Below are 24,865 nucleotides of genomic sequence, written 5' to 3'. Positions count from 1 at the left end.
ATGAAAACCATTCTCGCCTATGGCGACAGCCTGACCTATGGCGCGGATCCTGGTGGCGGACCGCGGCATGGTTTTGAGCACCGCTGGCCGACGACATTGGAAAAAGGTCTGAGTGGCAAGGCGCGGGTGATTGCCGAGGGTCTGGGCGGCCGGGCCACGGCCTATGACGACTGGACGGCGGCCGCGGACCGGAACGGCGCGCGCATCCTGCCGACCATCCTTGATAGCCACAAGCCGCTCGACCTCGTCATCTTCATGCTGGGCACCAATGATCTGAAGCCCTTTGTGGCCGGTACGGCTGCCTTCGCGGCTCGTGGCGCCCGGCGGCTCATAGAAATGACTCGGGGACACTTCGCTGCTATCGGCGAAGCCGCGCCTCAAATCATTCTCGTATCGCCGCCCCATATAGTGCCGACCACCAACGAGGCTATGCTGAGCAATTTTGGCGGTCTCGATCACCTGCTGCGCGAGTCGCAGGAGTTTGCCCGCCACTATCGGCGCCATGCCGAAGAGACCGGCGTGCACTTCTTCGACGCCGCGACGGTCGCCAAGGCCGATCCGCGCGACGGCGTGCATCTCGACCCGGCCAATACGGCCGCTATCGGCGAGGGTCTCGTGCCGCTCGTCAAACAAATCCTGGGTCTTTGAGCCCAAACTATCCTGGAGGCCCTCATGGCTGACCAATACGATCTTCTCGTCATCGGCGCCGGTCCCGGCGGTTATGTCGCCGCTATCCGCGGCGCCCAGCTAGGTATGAAGGTGGCCATTGTCGAGCGCGAGCACATGGCCGGTATCTGCTCGAACTGGGGCTGTATCCCCACCAAGGCGTTGCTGCGCTCAGCCGAGATTTACGGCCATATGGGCCACGCTAAGGACTACGGCCTTACCGCCGAAAAGTTCGGTTTCGACCTGGACGGCATAGTCAAGCGTTCGCGCGCCATTGCGGCGCAGATGAACAATGGCGTGCAGTTCCTGATGAAGAAGAACAAGATCGACACGATCTGGGGTGAGGCCACGATCACCAAGCCCGGTGAGGTCAAGGTCGCGCCGACCAAGAAAGCCATCGTCCAGCCGCAGGGTCCGGTGCCCAAGAATGCGCTGGGCGAGGGAACCTACAAGGCCAAGAATATCATCATCGCCACCGGCGCGCGTCCGCGCGTACTGCCGGGTATCGAGCCGGATGGCGAGAAGATCTGGACCTATTTCGAGGCGCTGAAACCGGCCGAAATGCCCAAGAGCCTGGTCGTCATGGGTTCAGGCGCCATTGGCATCGAATTTGCGTCCTTCTATCGCTCGCTGGGCGCTGAGGTGACCGTCATCGAGCTCTTGCCGCAGATCCTGCCGGTGGAAGATGCCGAGATTTCCGGCCTGGCGCGCAAGCGGCTGGAAAAGCGCGGCATCAAGTTCCTCACCGAAGCCAAGGTCGCCAAGGTCGAAAAGGCCAAGGACGGCGTGATCGCCCATGTGGAGACCAAGGACGGCAAGACCCAGCAAATTGCTGGCGACAAGCTGATCTCGGCCGTCGGCGTGCAGTGCAATCTCGAAGGCCTGGGGCTTGAGGCTGTCGGCGTGAAGACCGAGCGTGGCGCTATTGTGATCGACGCCTATGGCAAGACCAATGTGGATGGCATCTGGGCTATCGGCGATGTTGCCGGTCCGCCGATGCTGGCGCATAAGGCCGAGCATGAGGCGGTCATCACGGTCGAAAAGATTGCCGGCATGAAGGTGCATGGCCTGGACAAGACCAAGGTGCCGGGTTGCACCTATTGCGAGCCGCAGGTGGCCAGCGTTGGGTTGACCGAGGCCAAGGCCAAGGAAGCCGGACGCGAAATCAAGGTCGGCCGCTTCCCCTTTGTCGGCAATGGCAAGGCGATTGCGCTGGGCGAACCGGACGGCCTGGTCAAGACCATCTTCGATGCCAAGACCGGCGAATTGCTCGGTGCGCATATGGTCGGGGCGGAGGTAACCGAGCTGATCCAGGGTTTTGTGGTGGCGATGAACCTCGAAACCACCGAGGAAGAGCTGATCCACACCATTTTCCCGCATCCCACGCTGAGTGAGACGATGAAGGAAAGCGTGCTCGACGCTTACGGGCGTTCGCTGAACATCTGACCGATCGGCGCGGTGCCTGGCACCGGCTTGGAACGTACAACCAAAGGAGTTATCCACATGGTCAAGGCAATCCAGATCGGGCTGGGGCACTGGGGTTTCAGCTGGTCCAAGGATGTTATCCCCAATGTTCCCACTGTCGAGATGGTGGGCTATGTGGATACTAATCCCGAAGCCACACGGCGCGTGCAGGCCGAGCTGGGGATCGACCCGGCACTCTGTTTTGCCAGCCTTGAGGATGCCGCTCACCACACCGATGCGACGCTGGCGCTGTGCACGCTGCGGACAGAGGCGCATTATCCGGTGGTCAAGCGTTGCCTTGAGCTGGGCTATAATGTGCTGGTCGAAAAACCCTTTGCCACAACAATCGCCCAGGCCAAGGAACTGGTGGCGCTGGCCAAGGCGCAGGGCAAGGTGCTGATGGTCAGCCAGAACTATCGGCACCAGCCGGCGCCGATAGCGGCGGCCGACCTGATTGCTGCGGGCAAGTTCGGCGCGCTCAATATGGTCTCGATCGATTTCCGCCGCCATGGGCCCAGCCAGGGCTATCGCTATTGGGACATGCCGGACCCATTGCTGGCCGACATGTCGATCCACCACTTCGACCTCATGCGTTTCGTGCTGGGCGATGAGCCGGTGCGGCTCTCCTGCCGCACCTGGAACCCGCCGGGCAGCCCGTTCCATTTCGATCCGAGCGGTGTGGCCACGATCGAGTTTTCGAAGGGCACAGTTGTCTCCTATCGCGCGAGCTGGATGAATTCAGGGCCGGTGACGCCCTGGGCCGGCGAATGGGTGATGGATGGGGCCGAGGGGCAGATTGCCTGGTCGTCCCGTGATCATTTCCGCGACAAGGCGGGGCCGGATGTGCTGACCCTGCGGCCGCTCGACGGTAGCCTTGAAAAGGTCAAGCTCAGCCCGGTCAAATTCGCGGACCGACAGGGCACGCTCAATGCCATCGCCAATCTTCTGGAAACTGGTGTGGTGCCGCGCGGCTTCAGTTCGGGCGCGGACAATCTGGGCTCGCTGGCGCTGGTCCAGGCGACGATCCTCTCGGCGTCTCGCAGCGGCGACTGGGTCGATATGGCGGAAGTCATGGGATAGGCAGCCATGCATGGCTGCCAATCACCCGGATGGCGGGGTTGAACCGGCCAACGGGGGAAGCGATATAGGGGCAACTTATTTGTGGACGTGTTTCCGGACGGCGAACCGATCCCCACTTCGCCTGGAAACACTGGTCCCCAGTCAGGACTGACATGGTCACGCTCATCGACAATTCGGCGGTAAAGCCGCGCCACCCGGAAAAGGCCAATCGGCCCGACAGCATCGTGCTGCGCAAGCCCGACTGGATCCGCGTCAAAGCGCCGGGTTCGCCGGTCTATAAGGAAACTCAGCAGATCGTGCGCGAGAACAATCTCGTCACCGTCTGTGAAGAGGCCGGTTGCCCCAATATCGGGGAGTGCTGGAGCAAGAAGCACGCCACCATGATGATCATGGGCGAAATCTGCACCCGCGCCTGCGCCTTCTGCAATGTGCGCACGGGTCTGCCGACTGCGCTCGATCCCAATGAGCCGGAAAACGTCGCCATTGCCGTCGAAAAACTCGGTCTCGAACATGTCGTCATCACCTCGGTGGACCGCGATGATCTCGCCGATGGCGGGGCCCAGCACTTTGCCGACGTGATCCTGGCCATTCGCGCCCGCAATCCCAAGACCACGATTGAAATCCTGACGCCGGATTTCCTGCGCAAGGACGGGGCCCTCGAAATCGTGGTGGCGGCCAAGCCGGATGTGTTCAACCACAATCTGGAGACGGTGCCCTCGAAATATCTCAAGGTGCGGCCGGGCGCCCGCTATTTCCACTCGATCCGGCTGCTGCAGCGGGTCAAGGAACTCGATCCTACCATTTTCACCAAGTCCGGCATCATGGTCGGCCTGGGTGAAGAGCGGAACGAAGTGCTCCAGCTCATGGACGATCTGCGTTCGGCCGAGGTGGATTTCCTGACCATCGGCCAGTATCTGCAGCCGACCAAAAAGCATTATCCGCTGCAGCGCTTCGTGACGCCGGAAGAATTCAAGTCTTTTGCCACGGTCGCGACCTCGAAGGGCTTCCTGCTGGTCTCGTCCAGCCCACTGACGCGATCGTCTCACCATGCCGGCGAGGATTTTGCGCGATTGAAGGCCAACCGGATGGCCAAGCTCGGTCACTGATATGAAACGCTTCTTCGAACGACACGTGCCGCACCTGCCGGAGCGGATGTTCGACATTGTCTCGGATCTTGAGGACTATCCGCGCTTCATTCCCAATTGCCAGGCGATGGCGGTGCGCAAGGAGGCCGCGGTAGGTTCGCAGGACGTGCGGCTGGCCAAGATGACGATTTCGTTCGGGCCGATCACACAGTCCTATACCAGCCGCGTCACACTCGATCCCACGGCACGCACGATCCGGGCAAAGGCCGTGGACGGTCCCTTTGCCTATCTCGACTCGGTCTGGAGCTTCGAGCCCGAAGGGCAGGGGACGCGAGTACGCTTCGAGATCGACTTCAAGATTTCCAACCCGCTGGTTGCTGCGGTGGCCGAGCCGGCTTTTGCAGCCAAGCAGGAGGAAATCATGCGCGCCTTTTGCGATGAGGCCGACCGGCGGTTCGGGGATTAGGATGGCCGGCCAGGTTCGCCTTTCCGGGACGCTGATTTGCGCATCGCAGGACGAGTGCGAGATCGTTCGACGCCATCTGGCCGAACATGTCCGCCTGACGCGCGAGGAACCGGGCTGCCTCTCCTTCGAGGTCACGCAGACCGAAGATCCGTTAATCTGGCGGGTCGAGGAGCTGTTTGCCGACCAGGCCGCGTTTGACGCGCATCAGGTCCGCACGAAGGCGTCGGAATGGGCGAACAAGACAATGTTCATTCGCCGGGATTACGCGATCAGCAGCAGCTAAGGCTCTGGCTCCGCATTCCGCCATTCGCGCACAGCGCTTAGCCCTGTGGGACACTTCGCCATTCGAGCCTTGTTCGCTCAAATCTCTCCACCGGAGAGATTTGCCCACCGGACGCTCCAAGCTCTCATGGCCTTCTCGCCTCCAGTCGCGCCACCGGCGCGCCTGGCCCTGCGGGACATCTCGAAGTTCAAAGAGCGTTCCGCGATGCTGTGCGCATGCCGAAAGATCGCACGACGCCCGGCGCCTGCGGTTGCACGGTGAAAAGCGGCTTTCGCCTCGGTTAAATTAAAGAAGAGGCGAAAGCCGCTTCCCACGAACAGGATTTCGGACGCATGCATCGAGCGGCCCCCTTGCGGGTTGCTCATCCCATCCACGAGCGGCGCAGGTTTTTGGCCCGGACGCCGAAACATCCATCGCCGCCTGTCGCCGTTCGCTTCAGTTGAGCGACCGGTGGTCAGCATACACGCCTCCGCCCGATCGACACCGTGCGGCCTGCCTCCTCACCCGGCACTTCGTCGGTACCGCGTGTTGTCGGTGAGGACGAGGGGATTATGGGGGACGATGCAGGGGGCGGGGATTACTTTGTGAATTGCCTGTCGTCTCAAAGCGTTGAGAGGCCGACACCCCCACCCTGCTCGATTCAACGGACTTAGCTGAAGCTAAGTCCTATCTCGCTTCCCTCCCCACAAGGGGGAGGGAAGATAAGGGGGCAGGATCCGACCCCATCCCGGTCGTTCGTGTCGGCGGTCATTGCTCTTGAAACCGGACCTTACGGGTAGCCGTCGTCATCGGCGATACCTGTCGCAGAAATCAAACGCAGAACTGTCGTTCTAATCGGGATTTCTGCGATTCCTCGGTCTGCTTTGCGTCGCCCTGGGCAGTTCAGGTTTCGCCTGCGATGTTTACCGTTCTGCGAGGTTGTTCCCGTAGTCTCCGCGCCGTATTTGTTTGAGGTCTTGCGGCATGACGGATTCAGTGTGGGTCAGCAGCGTGATGAGAAATCATCATCTTTGGAACAGGCAGGGAATTCGGGAAAAATACTATGGTGAGGATTGGGCGCCTCCAACATTTCAGCTTGGTGCTCCATCGAAGCAAGAACTGGACGCTCATCTCCGTCACACTAGAGGCGAAACGCTTCAACGTACCGATTTCCCCGAGGCCATGTATGTTTTCGCGCAGGGCAACTGGAAACGGGTTGGTGACTTGTTTTGTGCCGGTTCGTTCTTCGCGGTCAAGGGAAGGCTTGCCGAGGTCCTGAAGAATTTCGATCTAGGCGAGGGCGGTCTAGTCGAGTTTCCGGTCTACGAAGCCGACAAGACGACCCGGCTGCCTGGTCCGTTCTATCTGCTGAACTTCGGTGCCATAAAGGACAGTTTCGTGCCTGAAGAAAGCCAGAGCAGGGTGGGGGAGAAAATGATGGGACTGATCTCACGCCGCGAAATGGAGCGCGATGGAAAGGAATTGTGGGCCGCTTACGACCTGGCGGACGGTGACATAGCGGTAACACGGGCAGCTCTTGAAGGAGCGGATCTGTGGTTCGATCGTAGGCTCGATAACCAGATTTTCATGAGCGGGCGGCTGCATGACGCAATTCTGGCGGCGAAGGTCAGAACAAAATTCGACTTCACCCGAGCGCGGATCATTGATGCTGGCAGATCGTAGCATCGCAAGTCGTTCAGGATTTTCGTGACAGGATGGCGAGCGAGGGCATCGATGGTTTATTTTCTCAGTGCGAAGAACGAAGAAGTATACAGCTACACGTATCGCGCCCTTGATGGCGACGTTAACAGGATACAGGTGGTCGATCTCACCCGAGACGGTGGTGTTCGCGTGCGGCCGGGCTATTCCTATTGCGGGCGCCCGTTTGAACGAGAACATGTTCCCACGAGAATTGCGCTCTCAGGTCCAAAGCGCCCGATCCTCGATGTCTACGATCCGTATGGCTTGCAGGTGAGTGCCAGTTTCAGGGAGGTTGTCGAAAGGTTCGAACCGGGCGTTCACCAGTTTTTCCCGATCGAACTCGTCTGGCCGGACGGTAGTCATGCCGCTGACAGGTTCTGGTTTGTTCCTTGCGCCCGGCTCGACACCGTCGATCGGGCGAAGACGACCTTCGAGTTTCGCAATATCTGGTTCTTGGATGGCAGCAAGAAGGAACTGGTCTTCAACAGGTCGCAGATCGGCGGCCACCACATCTGGATCGACAAGTTCATCGTCATGCCGAACCCCGCCATCAGCGAAGCCTTGAAAGCGGCGTTGGACGAGGCCGGGGTTACCGGCGCGCACTATCAGCATTTTCCCGAAACGGATTGAACTTGACGAGACAAGCCATGAGCGCATTTCTGGAAAAATGGTTCGGCCGCCGGGAAGAGCAGCAACCGACCCCGTTGTTGCCGTTCGCTTGTTTGGGTGACTTGCCCGAAAGCTGACGCGCATGCATTTTCTGGTTGAGGAGAATTGCATGCAAGAGAGTCAAAACGTGTCGGTCGTGAGGGCGATAACCAGCGACAAGGCAGTGATAGCCAACCTGATTCAACTCTATCTATACGACATGACGGCAGACCTTCCATTCCCGGTTGGTCGTGATGGGCGATTTGAGTACGACTTCTTCGAGCGCTTTTGGCAGCACCCCTACTTGATCTTTAGTAATTCGGAACTGGCGGGCTTTGCTTTTGTGGTCGATGGCAGCCCGATCTCCAATGCTCCCAATCGTCACTTCATGGCAGAGTTCTTCGTGCTAAAGGCGTATCGCGGTAAGGGGGTGGGGTCGGAGGCTTTTCGGCAAATTCTTGAGCATCATCCCGGCTTGTGGCAGCTTGGAGTAATCGAGAAGAATGGCGGCGCGAGTGCGTTTTGGAGCAAAGTCGTAGCGCCATGTTCGCCCAATTCGTACCCCCACCACTTCGACGGCGAAGACTGGCTTGTCTACGAGTTTGAAGTGGCTTGATTGCCGCTTTCAATGATCTTCCTGCGGGCAATGCCCGCGCCGGGCCGCTTCTATCGATAATCGCGTAGAAGCCGACTGTCCTCTTTCCACCCCATACGTGCCATGGAAGCGCAAAGCCCTGAGCTCAAGGCTGATGGGATTTGATGCAACTCCGCTGAAAAGCTGCACAACGAAAATCCCGCCGCCAAACCTACCCCCGCTACGGCGTCGGCGGGTCACTCGTCAGCACCTGCAGAACCAGATCGAGGGCTGCCTCGACCGTGGCTTTGCGGATGGCGTCGCGGCCAAGGTCGCCGAAGCGGTGTTCGATGACGACGGTGGCGAGCTCCGAGGAGACGGCGACATAGACCAGGCCCACGGGCTTTTTGTCGGTGCCGCCATCGGGGCCGGCAATGCCGGTGGCGGCGACGGCATAGTCGACGCGGGCCGTGTTGCGAGCGCCATCGGCCATGGCGCGGGCGACCTGGTTGCTGACGGCGCCATAATCGCCGATGAGGCGCGGCTGCACCTGAATCATGCGGGACTTGGCCGAATTGGCATAGGTCACGTAGCCGCCATAGATGGCTGCTGAGGCACCGGGAATGTCGGTGAGGGCCGAGGCGATCAGCCCGCCCGTGCAGCTTTCCGCCGTGACCAGGGTCTGGTTGCGCTCGGTCAGGAGCTCGATGATCTGCTTACCAACAGAAGGTTTTGCCTTGGCCGCCATTTAGTCGATCCTCGGAAGTTCCACACTCGCACTGGCCATAGACACGATTCCTTCCTCCCGCCCGATGAAGCCGAGCTTTTCATTGGTTGTCGCCTTGACCGCCACGCGGGCCGCCGAAATGCCGAGAGTTTCGGCGATGGCCGCGCACATGGCGGGAACATGCGCAGCAATCCTCGGCGCTTCGGCGACAATTGTCACGTCCAGATTGACGATACGGCCGCCGCGTTGTTTTACCAATTCGCCAGCATGGCGCAAAAACACGCCGGAGGCGGCGCCTTTCCACTGCATGTCGCTAGGCGGGAAATGGGTGCCGATATCGCCTTCCCCAATGGCGCCCAGAATGGCGTCGGTGAGGGCATGGAGGGCCACATCGGCATCGGAATGGCCCTGCAGCTTTGCCTTATGCGGGATTTTCACGCCGCAGAGCCAGACGGCGTCGCCCGGCGCGAAGGGATGCACGTCATAGCCGGTGCCGATGCGGGTTTCGGTGCCGTGATTGGCCATGAGGATACGCTCCGCGCGGGAAAAGTCTTCGGGATGGGTGATCTTGATATTGTCGCGCTCGCCTTCGACCATGGCGACGCTGAGGCCGGCCCATTCGGCGATCTCCGCGTCGTCGGTAAAGTCCCGGCGGATGGTTTCGGCCCGCATATGGGCTGAAAAGATCTGGCCGAAGCGAAAGCCCTGCGGGGTCTGGGCGGCAAAAAGCTGGCGACGGTCCTCGGTGGCGGCGACCAGGCCATCGCCAAGCGAGCGCTTGATGGTGTCGGTGACGGGCAGGGTGGGCAGGGCGCCCTCATGCTGGGCCAATGCGGCGATGACCGTGTGGATCAGCGCGGGCGAGACGAAGGGGCGGGCCGCGTCCTGGATGAGGACGAGAGCGGGGCGCAAGGGCGCCAGGGCCTTGAGACCGGCCAGGACCGAGCCTTGCCGGCTCTGGGCGCCAGAGACAGGCGGGAGCAGCCGGGCGTCTGCCAGGGCGAGGCCGTCATAAAGCTGGGCGTGATCGGGATGAATGACGGTGACGACATGAGAAATGGCGTCGACGGCGAGAAAGGCCCTAATGGTGCGTGAGAGAACCGGTTCGCCGCCGACCGGACGATATTGCTTGGGGACGCGATCGCCATTGGTCCCGGCGCGTTCGCCCTTGCCGGCTGCGACAATGATGACGGCTATGGATTTTGGACGCATGGGGATATAGGGCACAGCAATAAGGACAACGCAGTTCCCGATCTAGCCGCCGCACCGTCATGCGGCAAGAGCAGGGCTGGTTTCCGCGGCTGCGACAGCGGGAAGCGGTTGCGCGGTGGACGAATTTGATTATTGTGCGGGCACCATTGCCAAATTGAACAATTCTGGGGCAATTCTTTGAACGACACTGCCTGCGCATTGAGCATCGGAGGGTATGCTATCCGCAATCGCGCCTTTCTGGCGCCGATGGCGGGGATTACCGACCGGCCTTTTCGCGAGATTGCGGCGCGCTTTGGTGCGGGCCTGGTGGTGTCGGAGATGGTGGCCAGTTCGGCGTTGACTACCGGCCATGAAGGCATGGTGCGCAAGCTGACGCGGGCGGGCGAGCTGCCGCATGTGGTGCAATTGGCGGGCTGCGAGGCGCAGTGGATGGCCGAGGGCGCGCGCATTGCCGAGGGGGCAGGGGCCGACATTATCGACATCAATTTCGGCTGCCCTGCCAAGCGGGTGACCAATGGCTATGCCGGATCGGCCCTGATGCGGGTGCCGGACCAGGCGCTGGGCATTGTCGAGGCGGTGGCCGGGGCGACGACGCGGCCAGTGACGGTGAAAATGCGGCTGGGTTGGGACGATGACAGCCTCAACGCGCCGCAGATCGCGCGGCTGGCGGTCAGCGCGGGTGCGCAGATGATTACCGTGCATGGCCGGACGCGGCAGCAATTCTATAAGGGCAGCGCCCGCTGGGCATTGGTGCGCAGCGTGGTGGAAGCCGTGGATGTGCCGGTGGTGGTCAATGGTGACATTGTCGACCTGACCTCGGCAAAGCAGGCGCTCTCTGAATCGGGGGCGGCGGCGGTGATGCTGGGGCGCGGGGCGCAGGGGCAGCCCTGGCGCGTGGGGCAGATCGGGGCTGGGCTTGCCGGCGCGAGCGTCCAGGCGGCGCCCGAGGGTCCTGAATTGGCCGCGCTGGTGCAGCAGCACTATGAAGACATGCTTGTCGACTATGGCACCGCGGTGGGGCTGCGGGCGGCGCGCAAACATCTGGGCTGGTATGTGGACGCGGCCGACCTGGCGCTGGACAAGCCGACGCGGACACGGCTGTTGGACAATGAGGATACCGGAGCGGTGCTGTCCCTGATTGGCCAGCTATTTTCTGGTGAGTGGAAGGCGGCAGCATGAGCGGCGCTGTGGTGATGGATCTCGATTCGGTTCCGGCACGGGCGGTGCTGCAGGCCTTGCCGCAGCCCATCCTGGTGCTGGACGAGGCGCGGCGCATCCAGTTCGTGAATTATGCGGCCGAGGCCTTTTTCGGGGCCTCACTGAGCGTTTTGACGCGCCAGTCGCTGGACGACCTGATCGCCTTCGGTTCGCCGATTATCTCACTGGTGGAGACCGTGGTGCAGCGGCGCGCGCCGATGACGGAATATCGTGTGCGCGTGGGGTCGTCGCGCTTTGGCGATGAGCGAATTGCCGACGTTTTTGCCAGCCCGATCTCGGACACCGATGGCCGGGTGGCGGTGTTGATCCAGGAGCGGACCATGGCCGACAAGATCGACCGGCAAATGGTATCGCGCGGCGCGGCACGCTCGGTGACGGGTCTGGCCTCGATGCTGGCGCATGAGATCAAGAACCCGCTTTCCGGCATTCGTGGCGCGGCGCAATTGCTCGAGCAATCCGTGCCCAGCGACGAGGTGCCGCTGGCCCGGCTGATCCGCGAGGAAACCGACCGTATTGTGGGGCTGATCGACCGCGTGGAAGTGTTCGGGGACGAGCGGCCGATGGAGCGCGAGCCGATCAATATCCACATCGTGCTCGACCGGGTGAAGCTGTTGGCGCGCAATGGGGTCGCGCGGGGCATTACCTTCTACGAGGAATACGACCCGTCGTTGCCGCCGGTCTTCGGCAATCGCGACCAGCTTATTCAAATCTTCCTGAACTTGATCAAGAACGCTTCAGAAGCGCTTGAAAGAACACAGAAACCTGAGATCAGAATTACAACCGCCTTCCGGCCCGGCATTCGCATCAGCGTGGCCGGCGTGGCCGAGCGCATCTCGCTGCCGCTGGAAATCGTGATCGAGGACAATGGGCCGGGCGTGCCACCCGATATCCTGCCATTCCTGTTCGATCCCTTTGTGACGACCAAAACCAATGGCTCGGGGCTGGGGCTGGCGCTGGTTGCCAAGATCGTGGGTGATCATGGCGGCGTGATCGATTGCGACAGCCGCCCGGGCCGTACGCGTTTCCGCATTCTGCTGCCGGTGGCCAGCGGTGCCTTTCAAACTCCTGCCGACGTCGAAGAGGGTTCGCCCGCATGAGCCATGTCGTTCTGCTTGCCGATGATGATGCGGCCATCCGAATGGTGTTGAACCAGGCCCTGACCCGGGCCGGATATGAGGTGCGGCCGACGGGCAATATCTCGACCATGTGGAACTGGGTGAGCCGCGGAGAAGGGGACATCCTGATCACCGATGTGGCCATGCCCGACGGCAATGCCTTCGAGGTCATGCCCAAGATCAAGAAGCTTCGGCCGGAGCTGCCCATGATCGTGATGAGCGCTCAGAATACGTTCATGACCGCTATCCGGGCCTCGGAAGTGGGTGCCTACGAATACCTTCCCAAGCCGTTCGACATAACCGAAGTGCTCTCGGTGGTGGCGCGGGCCCTGGCGGATGCGAAAAAGCCGACCGTGGCCGATCGCAAGGCCGAGGAGCCGGGCGAAGCCATGCCGCTGGTCGGCCGCTCCACGGCCATGCAGGACATTTACCGGGCGTTGGCGCGGCTGATGCAGACCGATCTGACGGTGATGATCACTGGCGAGAGCGGCACCGGCAAGGAATTGGTGGCGCGGGCGCTACATGATTTCGGCAAGCGGCGCAACGGACCGTTCGTGGCCATCAATATGGCGGCCATTCCGCGCGACCTGATTGAGGCGGAATTGTTCGGGCACGAAAAAGGCGCCTTTACCGGGGCCAATGCGCGTTCGTCAGGCCGGTTCGAGCAGGCCGAGGGCGGCACGCTGTTTCTCGACGAAATCGGCGATATGCCGATGGATGCACAGACCCGGTTGCTCCGCGTGCTGCAGGAGGGTGAATACACCATGGTCGGTGGTCGCAATGCCATCAAGACCAATGTGCGGATCGTGGCGGCGACGCACCGGGATCTGAGCCAGATGATCCGGCAGGGCCTGTTCCGCGAAGACCTCTATTATCGCCTCAATGTGGTGCCCATCCGGCTGCCGCCCCTGCGCGAACGCATCGACGATATTACCGACCTGGTGCAGCATTTCCTGCGGCTGGCACAGCGCGAGGGCGAGCCCTCCAAGACCATTTCGCCCGAAGCCATCAGGCTGATGCAGAACTACAATTGGCCAGGCAATATCCGCGAACTGGAAAATCTGGTGCGCCGGCTGTCCGCACTCTATGCCGACGAACAGATTTCGGCCGAAATCGTTCAGAACGAGCTCAATATTGTCGACCGGCCGGCGGTCAACGGCGCTTCCGGCCCTGTGGACATTTCGATGGCCGTCGAAACACATGTGGGTCAATTGCTGCGTGAATATGAGCCCAATCTGCCCCCGGCGGGCATGTATCAGCGCGTGATCGACAAGGTCGAGGCGCCGCTGATCGCCATGGCGCTCAATGCCTGTGGCGGCAACCAGATCAAGGCAGCCGACCTATTGGGGCTTAACCGCAATACGCTGCGCAAGAAGATCCGGACGCATAGCATCGAGATCGTCAAGCATAGCAGCCGGCGCGGCGGTTAGGGGGGCGAGGGCCTGCCCGCTGCCTTTCGAGCATAGCTCTCAAGGCCTTCTCACCTCTGGTCACGCCACTGGCGTGCCCAGCCCTTTGGGACGGATCGCAGTCTCATGGTCTCCATCGCGGAAAACGGTCCACCGGACCGTTTTCTCATCGCGATGAAGTGTCACATTTTGGCAACAATTGTCTTGAAGGGTCGCCGGAATTGGGTCAGGCTTCGCCTTCCCAGGGGTTTTGTACCTACATGAGGGGTCACGAGCGGACCTGGTGGGCGCAGGGCCAGGTCGAAGCGAAGGAAATTGGGCAGTTTATGGCCGATCTGGTCTCAGCCAGCGAAGAGCAATCGAACCTGCCCCGTGACGAATCGTCGAAAGGGCGGCGGCCCTTTCTCGGTATTCAGCAGAACTATTCTCTGCGGGTATTGGGTTTCGTCGTCGTATTTGCATCGGTGCTGATGTCCTCGGCATCATTCCTTATTCTCTCGGGCATTACCAATATCGAGCCTTCCGCCACTGTGTGGACCATCATTTGGGTGGTCACGGGCCTATTGGTGCTGCTCGTTATCGCCCTGGTGGTGACTGAGGCGGTTCTGCTGTTTCAGGCACGCTTGCGCGGCGTGCCGGGGGCAGGGCTGCAGGTGCGCATGGTGGCCATGTTTGCCTTCGTGGCGGCGGTGCCGGCGGCCCTGGTGGCGGTCGTGGCGACCATTTCGCTCAACCAGGGCCTGGACCAATGGTTTTCCGAGCGCACGCGCGCCATGGTGGAGAGCTCACGCCTGGTTGCCCGCTCCTATATGCTCGAGCACGCCCAGGTATTGCGCGACGACATTATCTGGGTGGCCACGGAGCTTGAACAGGCCCGGGAAACCTATGAAACGGAACCGGCGCGTTTCGAGCGCATCCTGACCGCCCTGGCGGTCACGCGCTCGCTGCCCTTCACGGCATTGATTAACCGGGAAGGCGAGACGCTGATGCGGGCGCAGATCAATGTGGCGGGGGCCTATCCGGCGCTGCCGGCTGGTGTGACCGACGGCGTTGTCGAAGGCATTCCGACCCCAATCGCGCCCGGATCGACCCAGTTCGTGGGTTCCGTGATCAAGCTGCGCGGCTATGACGACATTTTCCTGTTCGTCGCGCGTCCGGTAGATGCGGAAGTGCTTGAATATATGCGGCTAACCGACGAAAATATCACAGAATATCGTCAGTACGCCTCGAACCGACTTGTGTTCCAGATCACCTTCACGATCATGTATGTCGGCCTAGCCGTGGTGCTGCTGCTGGCCGCGCTCTGGGTGGGTATCGCGCTGGCCAACCGCTTTGTCGACCCTATCCGGAACCTGATGATCGCGTCACGCCGGGTGAGTTCGGGCGATCTGGACGTGCAGGTGCCGGTGCAGGAGGGCAGGGGTGACCTGAGGGACCTCAGCAATGGCTTTAACCGCATGACCCAGCAGCTCAAATCGCAACGGCTGGACCTGCTCAAGGCCAATGAGGTCAACGAGAAGCGCCGCCAGTTCACCGAGGCGGTGGTGGAAGGCGTGTCGGCGGGCATTATCGGGCTCGATCCCTATGGGGCGGTGACGCTGGTCAATGCGCGGGCCTGCGAAATGCTGGGCCGCACGGAAATCGAGCTGATGGGCGAGTCGATGGACACGATCATGCCCGAGCTGGCCGCGACGCTGGACAAGGCGCGCTCGGCCCGCCGAGGACAGGTGCGCGACCAGATTCAGCTCGGCAATGAAACAGACCGGCGCATTTACCAGGTGCAGCTTACGCGCGAGGGTTCGATTACCGAATCCAAGGGCTATGTGCTGACCTTCGACGATATTACCGACCTGGAATCGGCCCAGCGGACCAGTGCCTGGGCCGATGTCGCGCGGCGCATTGCCCATGAAATCAAAAATCCTCTGACCCCTATCCAGCTTTCGGCCGAACGCCTGCGCAGGCGCTATGGCAACAAGCTGGAAGACGACCGCGACGTGTTCGACAAATGTATCAATACCATTGTCCGGCAGGTCGGGGATATCGGCCGCATGGTCGATGAATTCTCGGCCTTTGCCCGGATGCCTGAATCGGCGCCGGAAACGGCCGATCTCAGTGACGTTATCCGCCAGGCCGTGTTCCTCGAAAGCGTCCGCCTGCCCGAGGTCAATATCGTCACGCTGCTGCCCGACGACAGCATTACCGCCTGGTTCGACACGCGGCTGGTGTCCCAGTCGCTGACCAATCTGATCAAGAATGCCGTCGAGGCCTTCGAGGGCATATCGCTTGCCGCCGATTGGCAGCCCACCATAATTGTGGAGGCCCATGTGGAGGGCAATCATGCCCGCATATCGGTGTCGGACAATGGCAAGGGCTGGCCGGCGGAAAATAGACAAAGGCTGCTCGAGCCCTATATGACCACCAGGGAGAAGGGCACCGGCCTTGGTCTTGCCATTGTGGCCCGGATTATCGAGCAGCATGGCGGCATCGTCGAGCTGATCGACGCGGAGCCCGATCCGCAGGGTCGGGTGGGCGCATGCGTCACCTTCACCCTTCCTTTGCATTCACCTGCAAAGAGCACCACAGAGACAGGAACCGCGGCGGCGGACGACAATCCTGCCCAACAGGAGGAGCCGCATTTGCCTGCGGTTGTTCATAAGTAAAAATGGCTTTGGACATTCTGATCATCGACGACGAGGACGATATCCGCGACCTGATCGCAGGTATCCTTGAGGATGAGGGCTATGAGGCGCGCCAGGCGCATGACGCCGATAGCGGGCTCAACGAAATCGCGCGGCGCCGGCCAAGCCTGGTGTTTCTCGACATCTGGATGCAGGGATCGCGGCTGGACGGGCTGCAATTGCTCGATGTGTTCCAGAGCCAGCATCCCGAAATGCCGGTCGTCATGATTTCCGGTCACGGCAATGTGGAAACCGCCGTCTCGGCTATCCGGCGCGGCGCTTATGACTATATCGAAAAGCCGTTCAAGATCGACAGGCTGCTGCATGTGACGCAGCGGGCCATGGAGGCCACGCGGCTGCGCAGCGAAGTGGCTGAACTCAAGGAGCGGTCGGCGAGCAAAAGCGTGGACATGGTGGGCACCTCGCCGGCATTGCAGCAGGTGCGCGGGATCATCGAGAAATCGGCGCCGACCAATTCGCGCATTTTCATTTCCGGCCCCAGCGGCGCCGGCAAGGGCTTGGTCGCCCGGCAGATTCACCAGCGCAGCCCGCGCGCCAATGCGCCCTTTGTCGAGATCAATGCATCGCTCTATGCGCCCGAAGAAGTGCCGGTGGTGCTGTTCGGGCGCGAGGCACGCGACAAATCGGGTCTGCTCAAGGTCGAGGTGGGGGCGCTCGAACGAGCTCACGGCGGCACGCTATACCTTTCCGAGGTGACCACCTTGCCCCAGCAGGTGCAGACGACCTTGCTGCGAACCCTGGTGGAAAACCGGTTTCAGCGCGTGGGTGGTACGCAGGCCGTGCCGATCGATGTCCGCATCATTTCCTCGAGCTCGCAGAATGTGGCGGCGCAGGTGGAGGGTGGGGAATTCCGCTCGGATCTGTTCCATCGCCTCTCCATCGTGCCGCTGCCGTTGACGCCGCTCAAGGAGCGGCGCGAGGATGTGCCGCCGCTGGTGACGGTCTTCATCGAGCAGGTGTGCAAGATGCATAGCCTGCAGCGGCTGGTGATCGGCGAGGATGCCATGGCGGTGTTGCAGGCGCAGGACTGGCCGGGCAATGCCCGCCAATTGCGCAATTCCATCGAGCGGCTGCTGATCCTGATGAAGGACCAGCAGCCCGAGGGTGGTGTCATCACCGCGTCCATGCTGCCGTCGGACATTGGCGAAGTGCTGCCCACGGTTGGCGATGCCGATGCGTCCGCACATCTGATGAGCCTGCCGCTGCGCGATGCGCGCGAGGTATTTGAGCGGCAATATCTATTGGCCCAGATTGAGCGGTTTGGCGGCAATATCTCGAAAACGGCGGAGTTCGTCGGGATGGAACGCAGCGCGCTCCATCGCAAGATCAAATCGCTGGGGCTTTGAAAATACGATGAAAATAGCCCCAGCCATGCGGTTGGGGCGGGTAGGCAGTCCGGCGCAACTATGCCATAGTGGTTTACATATTATAATTCGGGCCTCGCGGATTGGGCGGCAGTTCATTGAGGACCGGACGCAAGTTCTTGCGGAAACAACAGCGACAATAAAGCCGCGGCAAAGAGGCCAAAAATGGCTAGCGAAAAGCAGCAAAACCTGCAGGATTCCTTTCTCAATCACGTTCGCAAGCAGAAGGTGCCGGTCACCATTTTTCTGGTGAATGGGGTCAAGCTGCAGGGCGTGATCACCTGGTTCGATAATTTCTGCCTGTTGCTGCGGCGTGACGCGCAGTCGCAACTGGTCTATAAGCACGCCATTTCAACCATCATGCCCGGCGCGCCGATCCAGTTGTTCGATCCCGAGCAGAGCACCGATCACGACTGACCGCTTATATGCACGAATTTGACGACGAGGGGGACGCCCGGTCGGGCGGCCCCAAGCCCTATATCGACCGGCGGGCGCAGCCGACGCGGACGGGGCTTGTCTGTCCCGATGTGCGCGGGAAATCCAGCTATCACGACATCGGCGCACGCCAGGCCGAGTTCGAGGGACTGGCCCGCGCCATTGCGCTCGAGATCGCGTTTTCCGATGTGGTCAAGGTGCGCGAGATCCGGCCGGCCACCTATATCGGGGCCGGCCATGTTGCGGCGCTGGCCGAGAAGGTAAAGGCCGAGCATATCGAGCTCCTGCTGGTCGATGCGGCGCTTACACCCATTCAACAGCGCAATCTCGAACGGGAAACCGGCAGCAAGGTCCTCGACCGCACGGCGCTGATCCTCGAAATTTTCGGGGAGCGGGCGGCGACGCGCGAAGGCGTGTTGCAGGTGGAGCTGGCGCATCTCAATTACCAGAAAGGGCGCCTGGTGCGCTCATGGACCCACCTCGAGCGCCAACGCGGCAGCGGGGGCACCGGCTTTATGGGCGGTCCGGGCGAAACCCAGATCGAAAGCGATCGCCGCCAGATCACCGAGCGCATCGTGCTGCTGGAAAATCGGCTGGACAAGGTCAAGAAGACCCGCGAGCAGCAGCGCCGGCAGCGCACCAAGGCGCTAATCCCGGTTGTGGCGCTGGTCGGCTATACCAATGCGGGAAAGTCGAGCCTGTTCAATGTGTTGACCGGGGCAGGGGTGTTTGCGGAGAATCTGCTTTTCGCCACGCTGGACACGACGGTGCGCAAGATCGCGCTGCCACATGGGCGCGAGGTGATGTTGAGCGACACGGTGGGCTTTGTTGCCGACCTGCCGCATGATCTGGTGGCGGCTTTCCGGGCGACGCTGGAAGAGGTGGTGGACGCCGATATCATTCTTCACGTACGCGACATTGCCAATCCTGACCATGCGGCACAGGCCCAGGATGTGCTGACCGTGCTCGAAGAATTGGGCGTTTCCTCGGAGACCACGCCGATCATCGAGATCTGGAACAAGATCGATCTGCTTGACGAGCCCGAATTGACCCTGGCCGGGGTTGCGCCGGCCGGCAAGGTGGTGGCCACAATGCCGGTCTCGGCGCATAAGGGGCAGGGGCTCGATGCTCTCAAATTGAAGATCGAGCAATTGCTGGGCGAACAGGGCCGCACCTATCACGTGCATGTGCCCTATAGCGCCGGCGGCGATATCGGCTGGCTGCATACCAATGCCGAGGTAATCTCGCGGGACGATTCAGGCGAGAGTGGCTCGGACCTGGTCGTGCGGGTCGATCCGCGGCACCGCGCGGCATTTCTCGAGCGCTTCAATGGCCGGATCGCGGTGTCCGACCTCTAGAACAGTTTTCCTGTTTCGTCGAAACGCTGAAACTGTTCTAGGCCCTTGTTTTGTCGCCTTTCCGAGCCGCAAAACCGCTGCCACTTTTGCTGGATACGCTCTAGGCCTTGTCCTGCGCCCGGATTTCGTTCCAATAGCCATCCAGCCGATCCAGCCCGGCGGAGGCGGCATCGATCCCGTCCTCACGGCAGCGCGCTTCGACATAGTGAAAGCGCCGGGTGAATTTGGAATTGGCGTCGCGTAGAGCGGCTTCGGGATCGACGCCGGCCTTGCGTGCCAGATTGGCCACGGCGAAAAGCAGGTCGCCGATCTCCTCGCGCAGGGCTGTCTCGTCGCCAGAGGCTTCGGCCTCGGCTACTTCGGCCAGTTCTTCCTCGATCTTGGCGCGCACAGCGGGCAGGTCGGGCCAGTCAAAACCCACTTTGGCCGCGCGCTTGGTCAGCTTTTCGGCGCGCGCGAGAGCAGGCAAGACCTGGGGTACGTCATCGAGAATTGAGGGAGCGGCGTCGCCCTTGCGCTCGGCCTTGGCGGCGCGTTCGCCCACCTTGATCGCCTCCCAGCGGTCTTGTGCGTCCACTGCGCCGTCGGCGACCACGTCGCCAAAGACATGCGGATGGCGGCGGATCAGCTTTTCGGTAATGGCGTGAACGACATCGCCAATGTCGAAATGGCCGGCCTCCTTGGCCATCTGGGCGTGATAAATCGGCTGCAGCAGCAGATCGCCCAGTTCCTCGCGCAGATCGCCGAAATCCTCCCGCTCAATGGCGTCGGCAACCTCGTAGGCTTCTTCGATCGTGTAATGGCGGATGGACCGGAAATCCTGCACCAGATCCCAGGGGCAGCCGCCGTTCGGGTCGCGCAATGCGGCCATGATCTCGATCAGGCGGGAAATGTCGCGGGATGGTTGCATGACAGATGTCCTCGGATTCGTCGGGGGCACCATATCAAAAGGGAAGCAGAGATGGGACGGGTTGGTCCCGTTTTGATGGGATGATCGGGGCGCCGCGGCGGGCGCCCCGTTCTCCGGGCTATTCGTAAGCGGCCAATGAGCTGAAAAACTCGATGCCACCGGTCCCGTCGCTATCGCCCATATCCATCATAGAGAAATATTGCGCGCAGGCGGGCGACTGTCCTGTTCTGGCCATGACCGCGTGGGCATCGGCCTCGCTGCGCCAATGGACGATATCGAGATAGGTGCCGTCAGATTTTCTGACCAATTCGCGCCGCACAAAGCCCGGCTGCCCGGTCAGGAAATCCTCCTGGAAGGCCGCCGACGCCGCCAACAGGTCCTGTTCGGACTTTCCCGCTGCCAGCTTGATCGGCGCCAGTTCCACAATCGTATCCATCATTGTCTCCATTGGATTGCTGATGGTGTCGATCTAGACGTATATGAGCCGTCTTATAGCGCATTTGTTCGTTCGATCATGCCCAGCACTTCCGACGCCGCCCGCCTGCGCAGACTGGATCTGCTGTCCAGCCGGCTCAAGGCCGATGAGCCGATGGCCATTGGCGCGCTGGCGGCCGAGTTCGGGGTGAGCCGCCGCACCCTAACGCGCGACATTGCCTTGCTGCGGGAGCGGGGATTGCCGGTGGACGCCGACAGGGGGCGCGGCGGCGGTGTCCGGGTGACCTCGACCTGGGGCGTGGGGCGCCTCACTCTGGATTATCGCGAGGCGGTGGACCTGCTGGTCAGTCTTGCGGTCGCCGAGCAGACTCGGTCACCCATATTAATGGCCAATCTCGCGCCAATCCGCCGCAAATTGATGGCCTCATTCTCCGCCGCCAACCGCGGTCGGATCAACCAGCTCAAGGCGCGGCTGCTGATCGGTGGGCAGGCATCAGCGGCGGTGATGTCGAATTATAGAGCGCCCAGAACGCGTGTGGTCGAGGCGCTGCATGAGGCCTTTTTGACGATGAGGGTCGCGCAGATCACCTATAGCGATGGGGCAGGCAGCAAGACCGAAAGACACATCGAGCCGCAATATCTGCTGCTCAATTATCCGGTCTGGTATGTCCTGGCATATGATCCCGGACGCCAGGCCGTCCGCACATTCCGCTGCGACAGGCTGCTCGCCGTCCAACCACTCGACGATCATTTCAAACTGCGGGCGGTCGACGACTTCCGGATTGGCCTGGAAGGCGCCGATATCATCGTGCCTTGAACTGCTACGCTGCGTGTGGGCTGAGGCCTTGGTGAAGCAGAAAGCAGTCTGTTCGCAGGGCTAAGCTGACGACTACTCCTTAAGGTGACAGCGACCGGTTCAGGCCGGTAGCGGCCGACCGGCGAAGCGCCGGGCAAAGGTAAAAATTATGGGGCGGTTGTCCTCGTCCAGGGGCCTTCAACAGATTGGGTCTCATCCGGCGTTGCGTTCGCTTCGCGTTGCGAACCCTGGGGACAACCGACACATTCTGGGAAAATGCCGCTCTTCGGGGCTTCTTACATGGCCAATTAACCATTATGGAGTATCGATTCCGCATGGCTAATTGAAGGGTACGGGCTCAATGGAACATGCAATTCGGGGTCGCACGACCGTTTCCAAGCACATACTAGCTATAGCGGGCGCCGCATTCTTGCTCGTCCCGATGGCCGGATGCACCCAATTGGACGCCGGCAAGGCGCCGGTGCTGTCACGCAGTGCCGTCACTAAACCTGCCGATACCAAACCTGTCGAGAAGCCCGCCATAAAGCTTGCGAGCAACGAGTATGTCGGTAATGCACCCTATGTCTGCTCGCCGAGCGGCTTCGGAAGAACGTCCACATGTTTCGCGCGCTCTGCTCGGCGATAAAGCGGCAGGCCGAGCAACGCTGAATCCCGGACTTTTCCGGGAATAGTCAGCATGCGCCGGGCTTTGTAGACCGGATGCCCAACGGCCTTGGCTATCGTCAAGACATATTGCGGTCCGGCGCACGAGCGTGACGACATGGTCGCCACGCCACCACATTGCCGCTTTGCGCATCAGTTCGCTGATTCCTGGACAACCCGCCAGTCGGGAAGCCCAAAATCGTCCGGCCACGGATAGACCTCGCGATCATTGAAATACACAACGGCTGTAAGGCCCGGGAACTCGGCGTGACGCCTTGTTACTGACTCCGCCCATTGGCGGACATAGGTTTGGTCACCCTCGTAGCCAAGCTCGGCGACCACGATCGGTTTCCCATAGTCCTTGACTAGGGTGTAGCCGGGCATCAGGCGCTCGGCGAACGTCTGGTCGCCGCCGGCTTTGGCTTGGTCATAGGGCTGGAAGCCGAAGACCGACAGGCCGATGACATCTACAAAATCGTCGCCCGGATAGTAGTCTTGAAGGTCTTCATTGCCCTTTGGGGACCACATGAACATGGCGTTGTTCAGATGCTGGCGGCACCCGGATACGAAGCGTCGATAAGCCTCGATGTATTCTGGTCCGGACCATTGCGCCCAACTGAACTGATTGTCCTCTTCGTCCATTTCCTGTGCGAAACGGACGGTAACAGGGCTCTTGAGCCTGGCTATCTCCGAACAAACCACTGCGACATTGGTGTCGTAGCTGCCATTTGCGATGCCGAGATAGAGTTCTTGCGAGGATACGCGCCAGTCGCGGTCCCAGGACCATGGCTCCACGCTGATGAGGAGTGAGCGGCCACGGGCCAACGCGTAGTCATCGGCCAACGCGAGCGTGGAAAGATCAACGTCCTCCCAGGGGAGAAAGAGATGCTCGATCGTTGAATTGGGATCGTCTCCAAAGTCCCCATGAGGATCATAGGCCCCGAAGGTGATCGCAGGCGGAGCCATGTTCGGTCGTTTGTCGGATGTGGCGCCGGCCGTGGCCGAGTTCGAATCAGGGATGCCGCGGGGGGTATTGGCCGCGAGCACCGCTCCCGACGCCAATGCGATCGCAGTCACGATGACTGCAGTTTTCGATTTCCTGTTCATCTTGTTTCTCCATTTGACTCTCTACGTTGTTGTTGACGGTTTGCTCAATGCTCGTATCCCCCCATGAAAACGCGCCGGCCATTGGGCGCAACTGCGCTGTGCAGGTGGTTCTTTGTGTCCAGAAGGTCCGGTGCCGGTTCAACAGGACGTGTTGTGGGGCGACCGACGGTGCAAACGTGGAAACCCGCGGCCTCGGCTCGGCCTTCCTGGAACGCACCACGCAGATCGACCAGATGCGGTGAGCGCGTCATCCGACGCAGGCGGACAAGGTCAAGGCGCCGGATGCTGTCCCACCCCGTAACGATGACAACGGCATCGGCGTCGCGCGCGCACTCATAGGGGTCTTCAAAAAACGCGACGTTCTCCAGTATCCGTGCGGCATTATCCATGCCGACCGGGTCATGCGCGCGTATAGCGGCACCGAAGCGCTGCAACGTCTCGATCAACGGCACCGAGGGCGCTTCGCGCATATCGTCGGTGTCAGGTTTGAAGGTTAGGCCAAAGACCGCGATGGTAAGCCCGTCGACATCGCCTCCGACGGCGTCCATCACCTTGAGCGCCATCTTGCGTTTGCGCGCTTCGTTGACGCCCACGGTTTGCTCGACGATGCGCAGGGCCACCCCGTGATCTTGTGCGGTCCTCAGAAGCGCCAGGGTATCCTTTGGAAAGCAGGAGCCACCGTAACCCGGGCCGGCATTGAGGAAGCTGGCTCCAATACGCTGGTCGAGCCCCATGCCCAAGGCAAGTTCGCCGACGTCGGAGCCCACTTGCTCACAAAGATCGGCCAGCTCGTTGATGAAGGTGATCTTGGTCGCGAGAAAAGCATTTGCGGCATATTTGATGAGCTCGGACGTGCGCCGCTGTGTTACCACGATAGGCGAATTGGTCTTCGCCAGCGGTCCGCTGTAGATTTCTGTCAGAACTTCGCGGGCGCGCTCGTCAGCAACGCCGATCACGACCCGGTCGGGTGCAAGGAAGTCGCGGATGGCCACTCCTTCCCTGAGAAATTCGGGATTGGAGGCCACAGAGAAGGTGCCGTGGGCTCGCTCGGTGGCGATGATCTTCTCAACAGCGTCACCCGTCCCGACGGGGACGGTGGACTTGACGACGACCACGGCATTTTCCGCAAGAAGCGGCGCAATTTCTCTGGCTGCCATATAGACGAAGGAAAGATCAGCATCCCCGTGACCGGGCCGCGGAGGCGTGCCCACCGCAATGAACACGGCGGTGGCGTCCTTCAAGGCTGCGGCGGTGTCACTGGTAAAAGACAGCCGGCCGGCAACGACGTTGCGCTCCAGAATCTCGTCCAGCCCCGGCTCATAGATGGGCAGCTTGCCCTGCTGCAGGCCTGAGATTTTCTCTGCATTCTTGTCGACGCAGACGACCTCGTTGCCCCATTGGGCAAAACAGGAGCCACTGACAAGACCGACATATCCAGTTCCGATAACTGCTATTTTCATGGGTTCCTGCG

The 24,865-nt window shown here is 61.1% G+C and carries 25 protein-coding genes; 17 read left to right on the top strand and 8 right to left on the bottom strand.

The features are described 5' to 3' along the window. The 6 genes from V8Z65_RS08295 (at nucleotide 1) to V8Z65_RS08270 (ending at nucleotide 5,044) form a co-directional block, all read left to right on the top strand. Nucleotides 1-648 carry an SGNH/GDSL hydrolase family protein gene (locus tag V8Z65_RS08295; RefSeq protein ID WP_338723720.1) on the top strand — a complete coding sequence of 216 codons (648 nt, stop codon included), beginning with the start codon at nucleotides 1-3 and terminating at the stop codon, nucleotides 646-648. 24 nt (nucleotides 649-672) lie between these two features. After that, the gene (lpdA, locus tag V8Z65_RS08290) at nucleotides 673-2,112 is read left to right on the top strand and encodes a dihydrolipoyl dehydrogenase (protein ID WP_338723718.1); all 1,440 of its coding nucleotides are present in this window, start codon (nucleotides 673-675) and stop codon (nucleotides 2,110-2,112) included. Between the two features lie 57 nt (nucleotides 2,113-2,169). Continuing rightward, nucleotides 2,170-3,210 carry a Gfo/Idh/MocA family oxidoreductase gene (locus V8Z65_RS08285; RefSeq protein ID WP_338723717.1) on the top strand — a complete coding sequence of 347 codons (1,041 nt, stop codon included), beginning with the start codon at nucleotides 2,170-2,172 and terminating at the stop codon, nucleotides 3,208-3,210. A 152-nt stretch (nucleotides 3,211-3,362) separates the two neighbouring features. Further along, nucleotides 3,363-4,316, top strand: coding sequence for a lipoyl synthase (lipA, locus tag V8Z65_RS08280; protein WP_338723716.1), 954 nt, complete (start codon nucleotides 3,363-3,365; stop codon nucleotides 4,314-4,316). Between the two features lies 1 nt (nucleotide 4,317). Further along, the gene (locus V8Z65_RS08275; RefSeq protein ID WP_338723715.1) at nucleotides 4,318-4,761 is read left to right on the top strand and encodes a type II toxin-antitoxin system RatA family toxin; all 444 of its coding nucleotides are present in this window, start codon (nucleotides 4,318-4,320) and stop codon (nucleotides 4,759-4,761) included. Between the two features lies 1 nt (nucleotide 4,762). Next, nucleotides 4,763-5,044, top strand: coding sequence for an antibiotic biosynthesis monooxygenase (locus V8Z65_RS08270; RefSeq protein ID WP_338723713.1), 282 nt, complete (start codon nucleotides 4,763-4,765; stop codon nucleotides 5,042-5,044). A gap of 77 nt (nucleotides 5,045-5,121) precedes the next feature. Here the strand turns inward: V8Z65_RS08270 and V8Z65_RS08265 are convergent, their stop codons facing one another. Beyond that, nucleotides 5,122-5,505: a hypothetical protein gene (locus V8Z65_RS08265; RefSeq protein WP_338723711.1), complete on the bottom strand. Its 384-nt coding sequence runs from the start codon at nucleotides 5,503-5,505 to the stop codon at nucleotides 5,122-5,124. A 502-nt stretch (nucleotides 5,506-6,007) separates the two neighbouring features. Between V8Z65_RS08265 and V8Z65_RS08260 the strand changes: the two genes are divergently transcribed. The 3 genes from V8Z65_RS08260 to V8Z65_RS08250 all read left to right on the top strand — a co-directional run bounded on the left by V8Z65_RS08260 (nucleotide 6,008) and on the right by V8Z65_RS08250 (nucleotide 7,988). Further along, nucleotides 6,008-6,706 carry a hypothetical protein gene (locus V8Z65_RS08260; protein ID WP_338723710.1) on the top strand — a complete coding sequence of 233 codons (699 nt, stop codon included), beginning with the start codon at nucleotides 6,008-6,010 and terminating at the stop codon, nucleotides 6,704-6,706. 51 nt (nucleotides 6,707-6,757) lie between these two features. After that, nucleotides 6,758-7,354 (top strand): DUF1629 domain-containing protein, encoded by a 597-nt coding sequence (locus V8Z65_RS08255; RefSeq protein ID WP_338723709.1) that lies wholly within the window; start codon nucleotides 6,758-6,760, stop codon nucleotides 7,352-7,354. A 121-nt stretch (nucleotides 7,355-7,475) separates the two neighbouring features. Next, nucleotides 7,476-7,988 carry a GNAT family N-acetyltransferase gene (locus tag V8Z65_RS08250; RefSeq protein WP_338723708.1) on the top strand — a complete coding sequence of 171 codons (513 nt, stop codon included), beginning with the start codon at nucleotides 7,476-7,478 and terminating at the stop codon, nucleotides 7,986-7,988. Nucleotides 7,989-8,187: 199 nt separating this feature from the next. Here V8Z65_RS08250 and V8Z65_RS08245 read toward each other — a convergent pair whose 3' ends face one another. Beyond that, entirely contained in the window at nucleotides 8,188-8,694 is a 507-nt protein-coding gene (locus tag V8Z65_RS08245) for a CinA family protein (protein WP_338723706.1), read from the bottom strand. Next, nucleotides 8,695-9,885, bottom strand: a complete 1,191-nt coding sequence (locus V8Z65_RS08240) for a bifunctional 2-C-methyl-D-erythritol 4-phosphate cytidylyltransferase/2-C-methyl-D-erythritol 2,4-cyclodiphosphate synthase (RefSeq protein WP_338723705.1) — start codon at nucleotides 9,883-9,885, stop codon at nucleotides 8,695-8,697. A gap of 198 nt (nucleotides 9,886-10,083) precedes the next feature. Between V8Z65_RS08240 and dusB the strand changes: the two genes are divergently transcribed. From dusB to hflX, 7 genes are all read left to right on the top strand, one after another. Continuing rightward, on the top strand, nucleotides 10,084-11,064 hold the full coding sequence (gene dusB, locus V8Z65_RS08235; RefSeq protein ID WP_338723704.1) for a tRNA dihydrouridine synthase DusB: 981 nt from the start codon (nucleotides 10,084-10,086) through the stop codon (nucleotides 11,062-11,064). After that, entirely contained in the window at nucleotides 11,061-12,200 is a 1,140-nt protein-coding gene (locus V8Z65_RS08230; protein WP_338723703.1) for an ATP-binding protein, read from the top strand. The genes dusB and V8Z65_RS08230 overlap by 4 nt, the downstream gene beginning before the upstream one ends. Further along, complete coding sequence (gene ntrC, locus V8Z65_RS08225) at nucleotides 12,197-13,648, top strand: nitrogen regulation protein NR(I) (RefSeq protein WP_338723701.1); 1,452 nt, start codon at nucleotides 12,197-12,199, stop codon at nucleotides 13,646-13,648. The genes V8Z65_RS08230 and ntrC overlap by 4 nt, the downstream gene beginning before the upstream one ends. A gap of 305 nt (nucleotides 13,649-13,953) precedes the next feature. Then, complete coding sequence (locus V8Z65_RS08220; protein ID WP_338723700.1) at nucleotides 13,954-16,287, top strand: PAS domain-containing sensor histidine kinase; 2,334 nt, start codon at nucleotides 13,954-13,956, stop codon at nucleotides 16,285-16,287. 2 nt (nucleotides 16,288-16,289) lie between these two features. After that, the gene (locus V8Z65_RS08215) at nucleotides 16,290-17,672 is read left to right on the top strand and encodes a sigma-54 dependent transcriptional regulator (protein WP_338723699.1); all 1,383 of its coding nucleotides are present in this window, start codon (nucleotides 16,290-16,292) and stop codon (nucleotides 17,670-17,672) included. Nucleotides 17,673-17,855: 183 nt separating this feature from the next. Then, the gene (gene hfq, locus V8Z65_RS08210; RefSeq protein WP_104894367.1) at nucleotides 17,856-18,107 is read left to right on the top strand and encodes an RNA chaperone Hfq; all 252 of its coding nucleotides are present in this window, start codon (nucleotides 17,856-17,858) and stop codon (nucleotides 18,105-18,107) included. A gap of 8 nt (nucleotides 18,108-18,115) precedes the next feature. Further along, nucleotides 18,116-19,483 (top strand): GTPase HflX, encoded by a 1,368-nt coding sequence (hflX, locus tag V8Z65_RS08205; RefSeq protein ID WP_338723698.1) that lies wholly within the window; start codon nucleotides 18,116-18,118, stop codon nucleotides 19,481-19,483. 100 nt (nucleotides 19,484-19,583) lie between these two features. Here the strand turns inward: hflX and mazG are convergent, their stop codons facing one another. Then, on the bottom strand, nucleotides 19,584-20,393 hold the full coding sequence (gene mazG / locus V8Z65_RS08200) for a nucleoside triphosphate pyrophosphohydrolase (RefSeq protein ID WP_338723697.1): 810 nt from the start codon (nucleotides 20,391-20,393) through the stop codon (nucleotides 19,584-19,586). Nucleotides 20,394-20,511: 118 nt separating this feature from the next. Then, the gene (locus V8Z65_RS08195; protein WP_338723696.1) at nucleotides 20,512-20,829 is read right to left on the bottom strand and encodes an antibiotic biosynthesis monooxygenase; all 318 of its coding nucleotides are present in this window, start codon (nucleotides 20,827-20,829) and stop codon (nucleotides 20,512-20,514) included. A gap of 78 nt (nucleotides 20,830-20,907) precedes the next feature. Between V8Z65_RS08195 and V8Z65_RS08190 the strand changes: the two genes are divergently transcribed. Further along, on the top strand, nucleotides 20,908-21,645 hold the full coding sequence (locus tag V8Z65_RS08190; protein ID WP_338723694.1) for a WYL domain-containing protein: 738 nt from the start codon (nucleotides 20,908-20,910) through the stop codon (nucleotides 21,643-21,645). Between the two features lie 558 nt (nucleotides 21,646-22,203). On the opposite strand, the gene V8Z65_RS08185 is transcribed toward V8Z65_RS08190, so the two are convergent. The 3 genes from V8Z65_RS08185 to V8Z65_RS08175 form a co-directional block, all read right to left on the bottom strand. Next, nucleotides 22,204-22,371, bottom strand: a complete 168-nt coding sequence (locus tag V8Z65_RS08185) for a hypothetical protein (RefSeq protein WP_338723692.1) — start codon at nucleotides 22,369-22,371, stop codon at nucleotides 22,204-22,206. 69 nt (nucleotides 22,372-22,440) lie between these two features. Next, entirely contained in the window at nucleotides 22,441-23,394 is a 954-nt protein-coding gene (locus V8Z65_RS08180) for a glycoside hydrolase family 26 protein (protein ID WP_338723690.1), read from the bottom strand. Between the two features lie 44 nt (nucleotides 23,395-23,438). After that, on the bottom strand, nucleotides 23,439-24,854 hold the full coding sequence (locus V8Z65_RS08175; protein ID WP_338723688.1) for a UDP-glucose/GDP-mannose dehydrogenase family protein: 1,416 nt from the start codon (nucleotides 24,852-24,854) through the stop codon (nucleotides 23,439-23,441). Nucleotides 24,855-24,865 lie beyond the last annotated feature (11 nt).

The sequence above is a fragment of the Devosia sp. XK-2 genome, from assembly GCF_037113415.1.
Taxonomy (GTDB): Bacteria; Pseudomonadota; Alphaproteobacteria; order Rhizobiales; family Devosiaceae; genus Devosia.
Note: the sequence above shows the minus strand (reverse complement) of the source record. Positions and strands in the feature narration are given on the sequence as shown.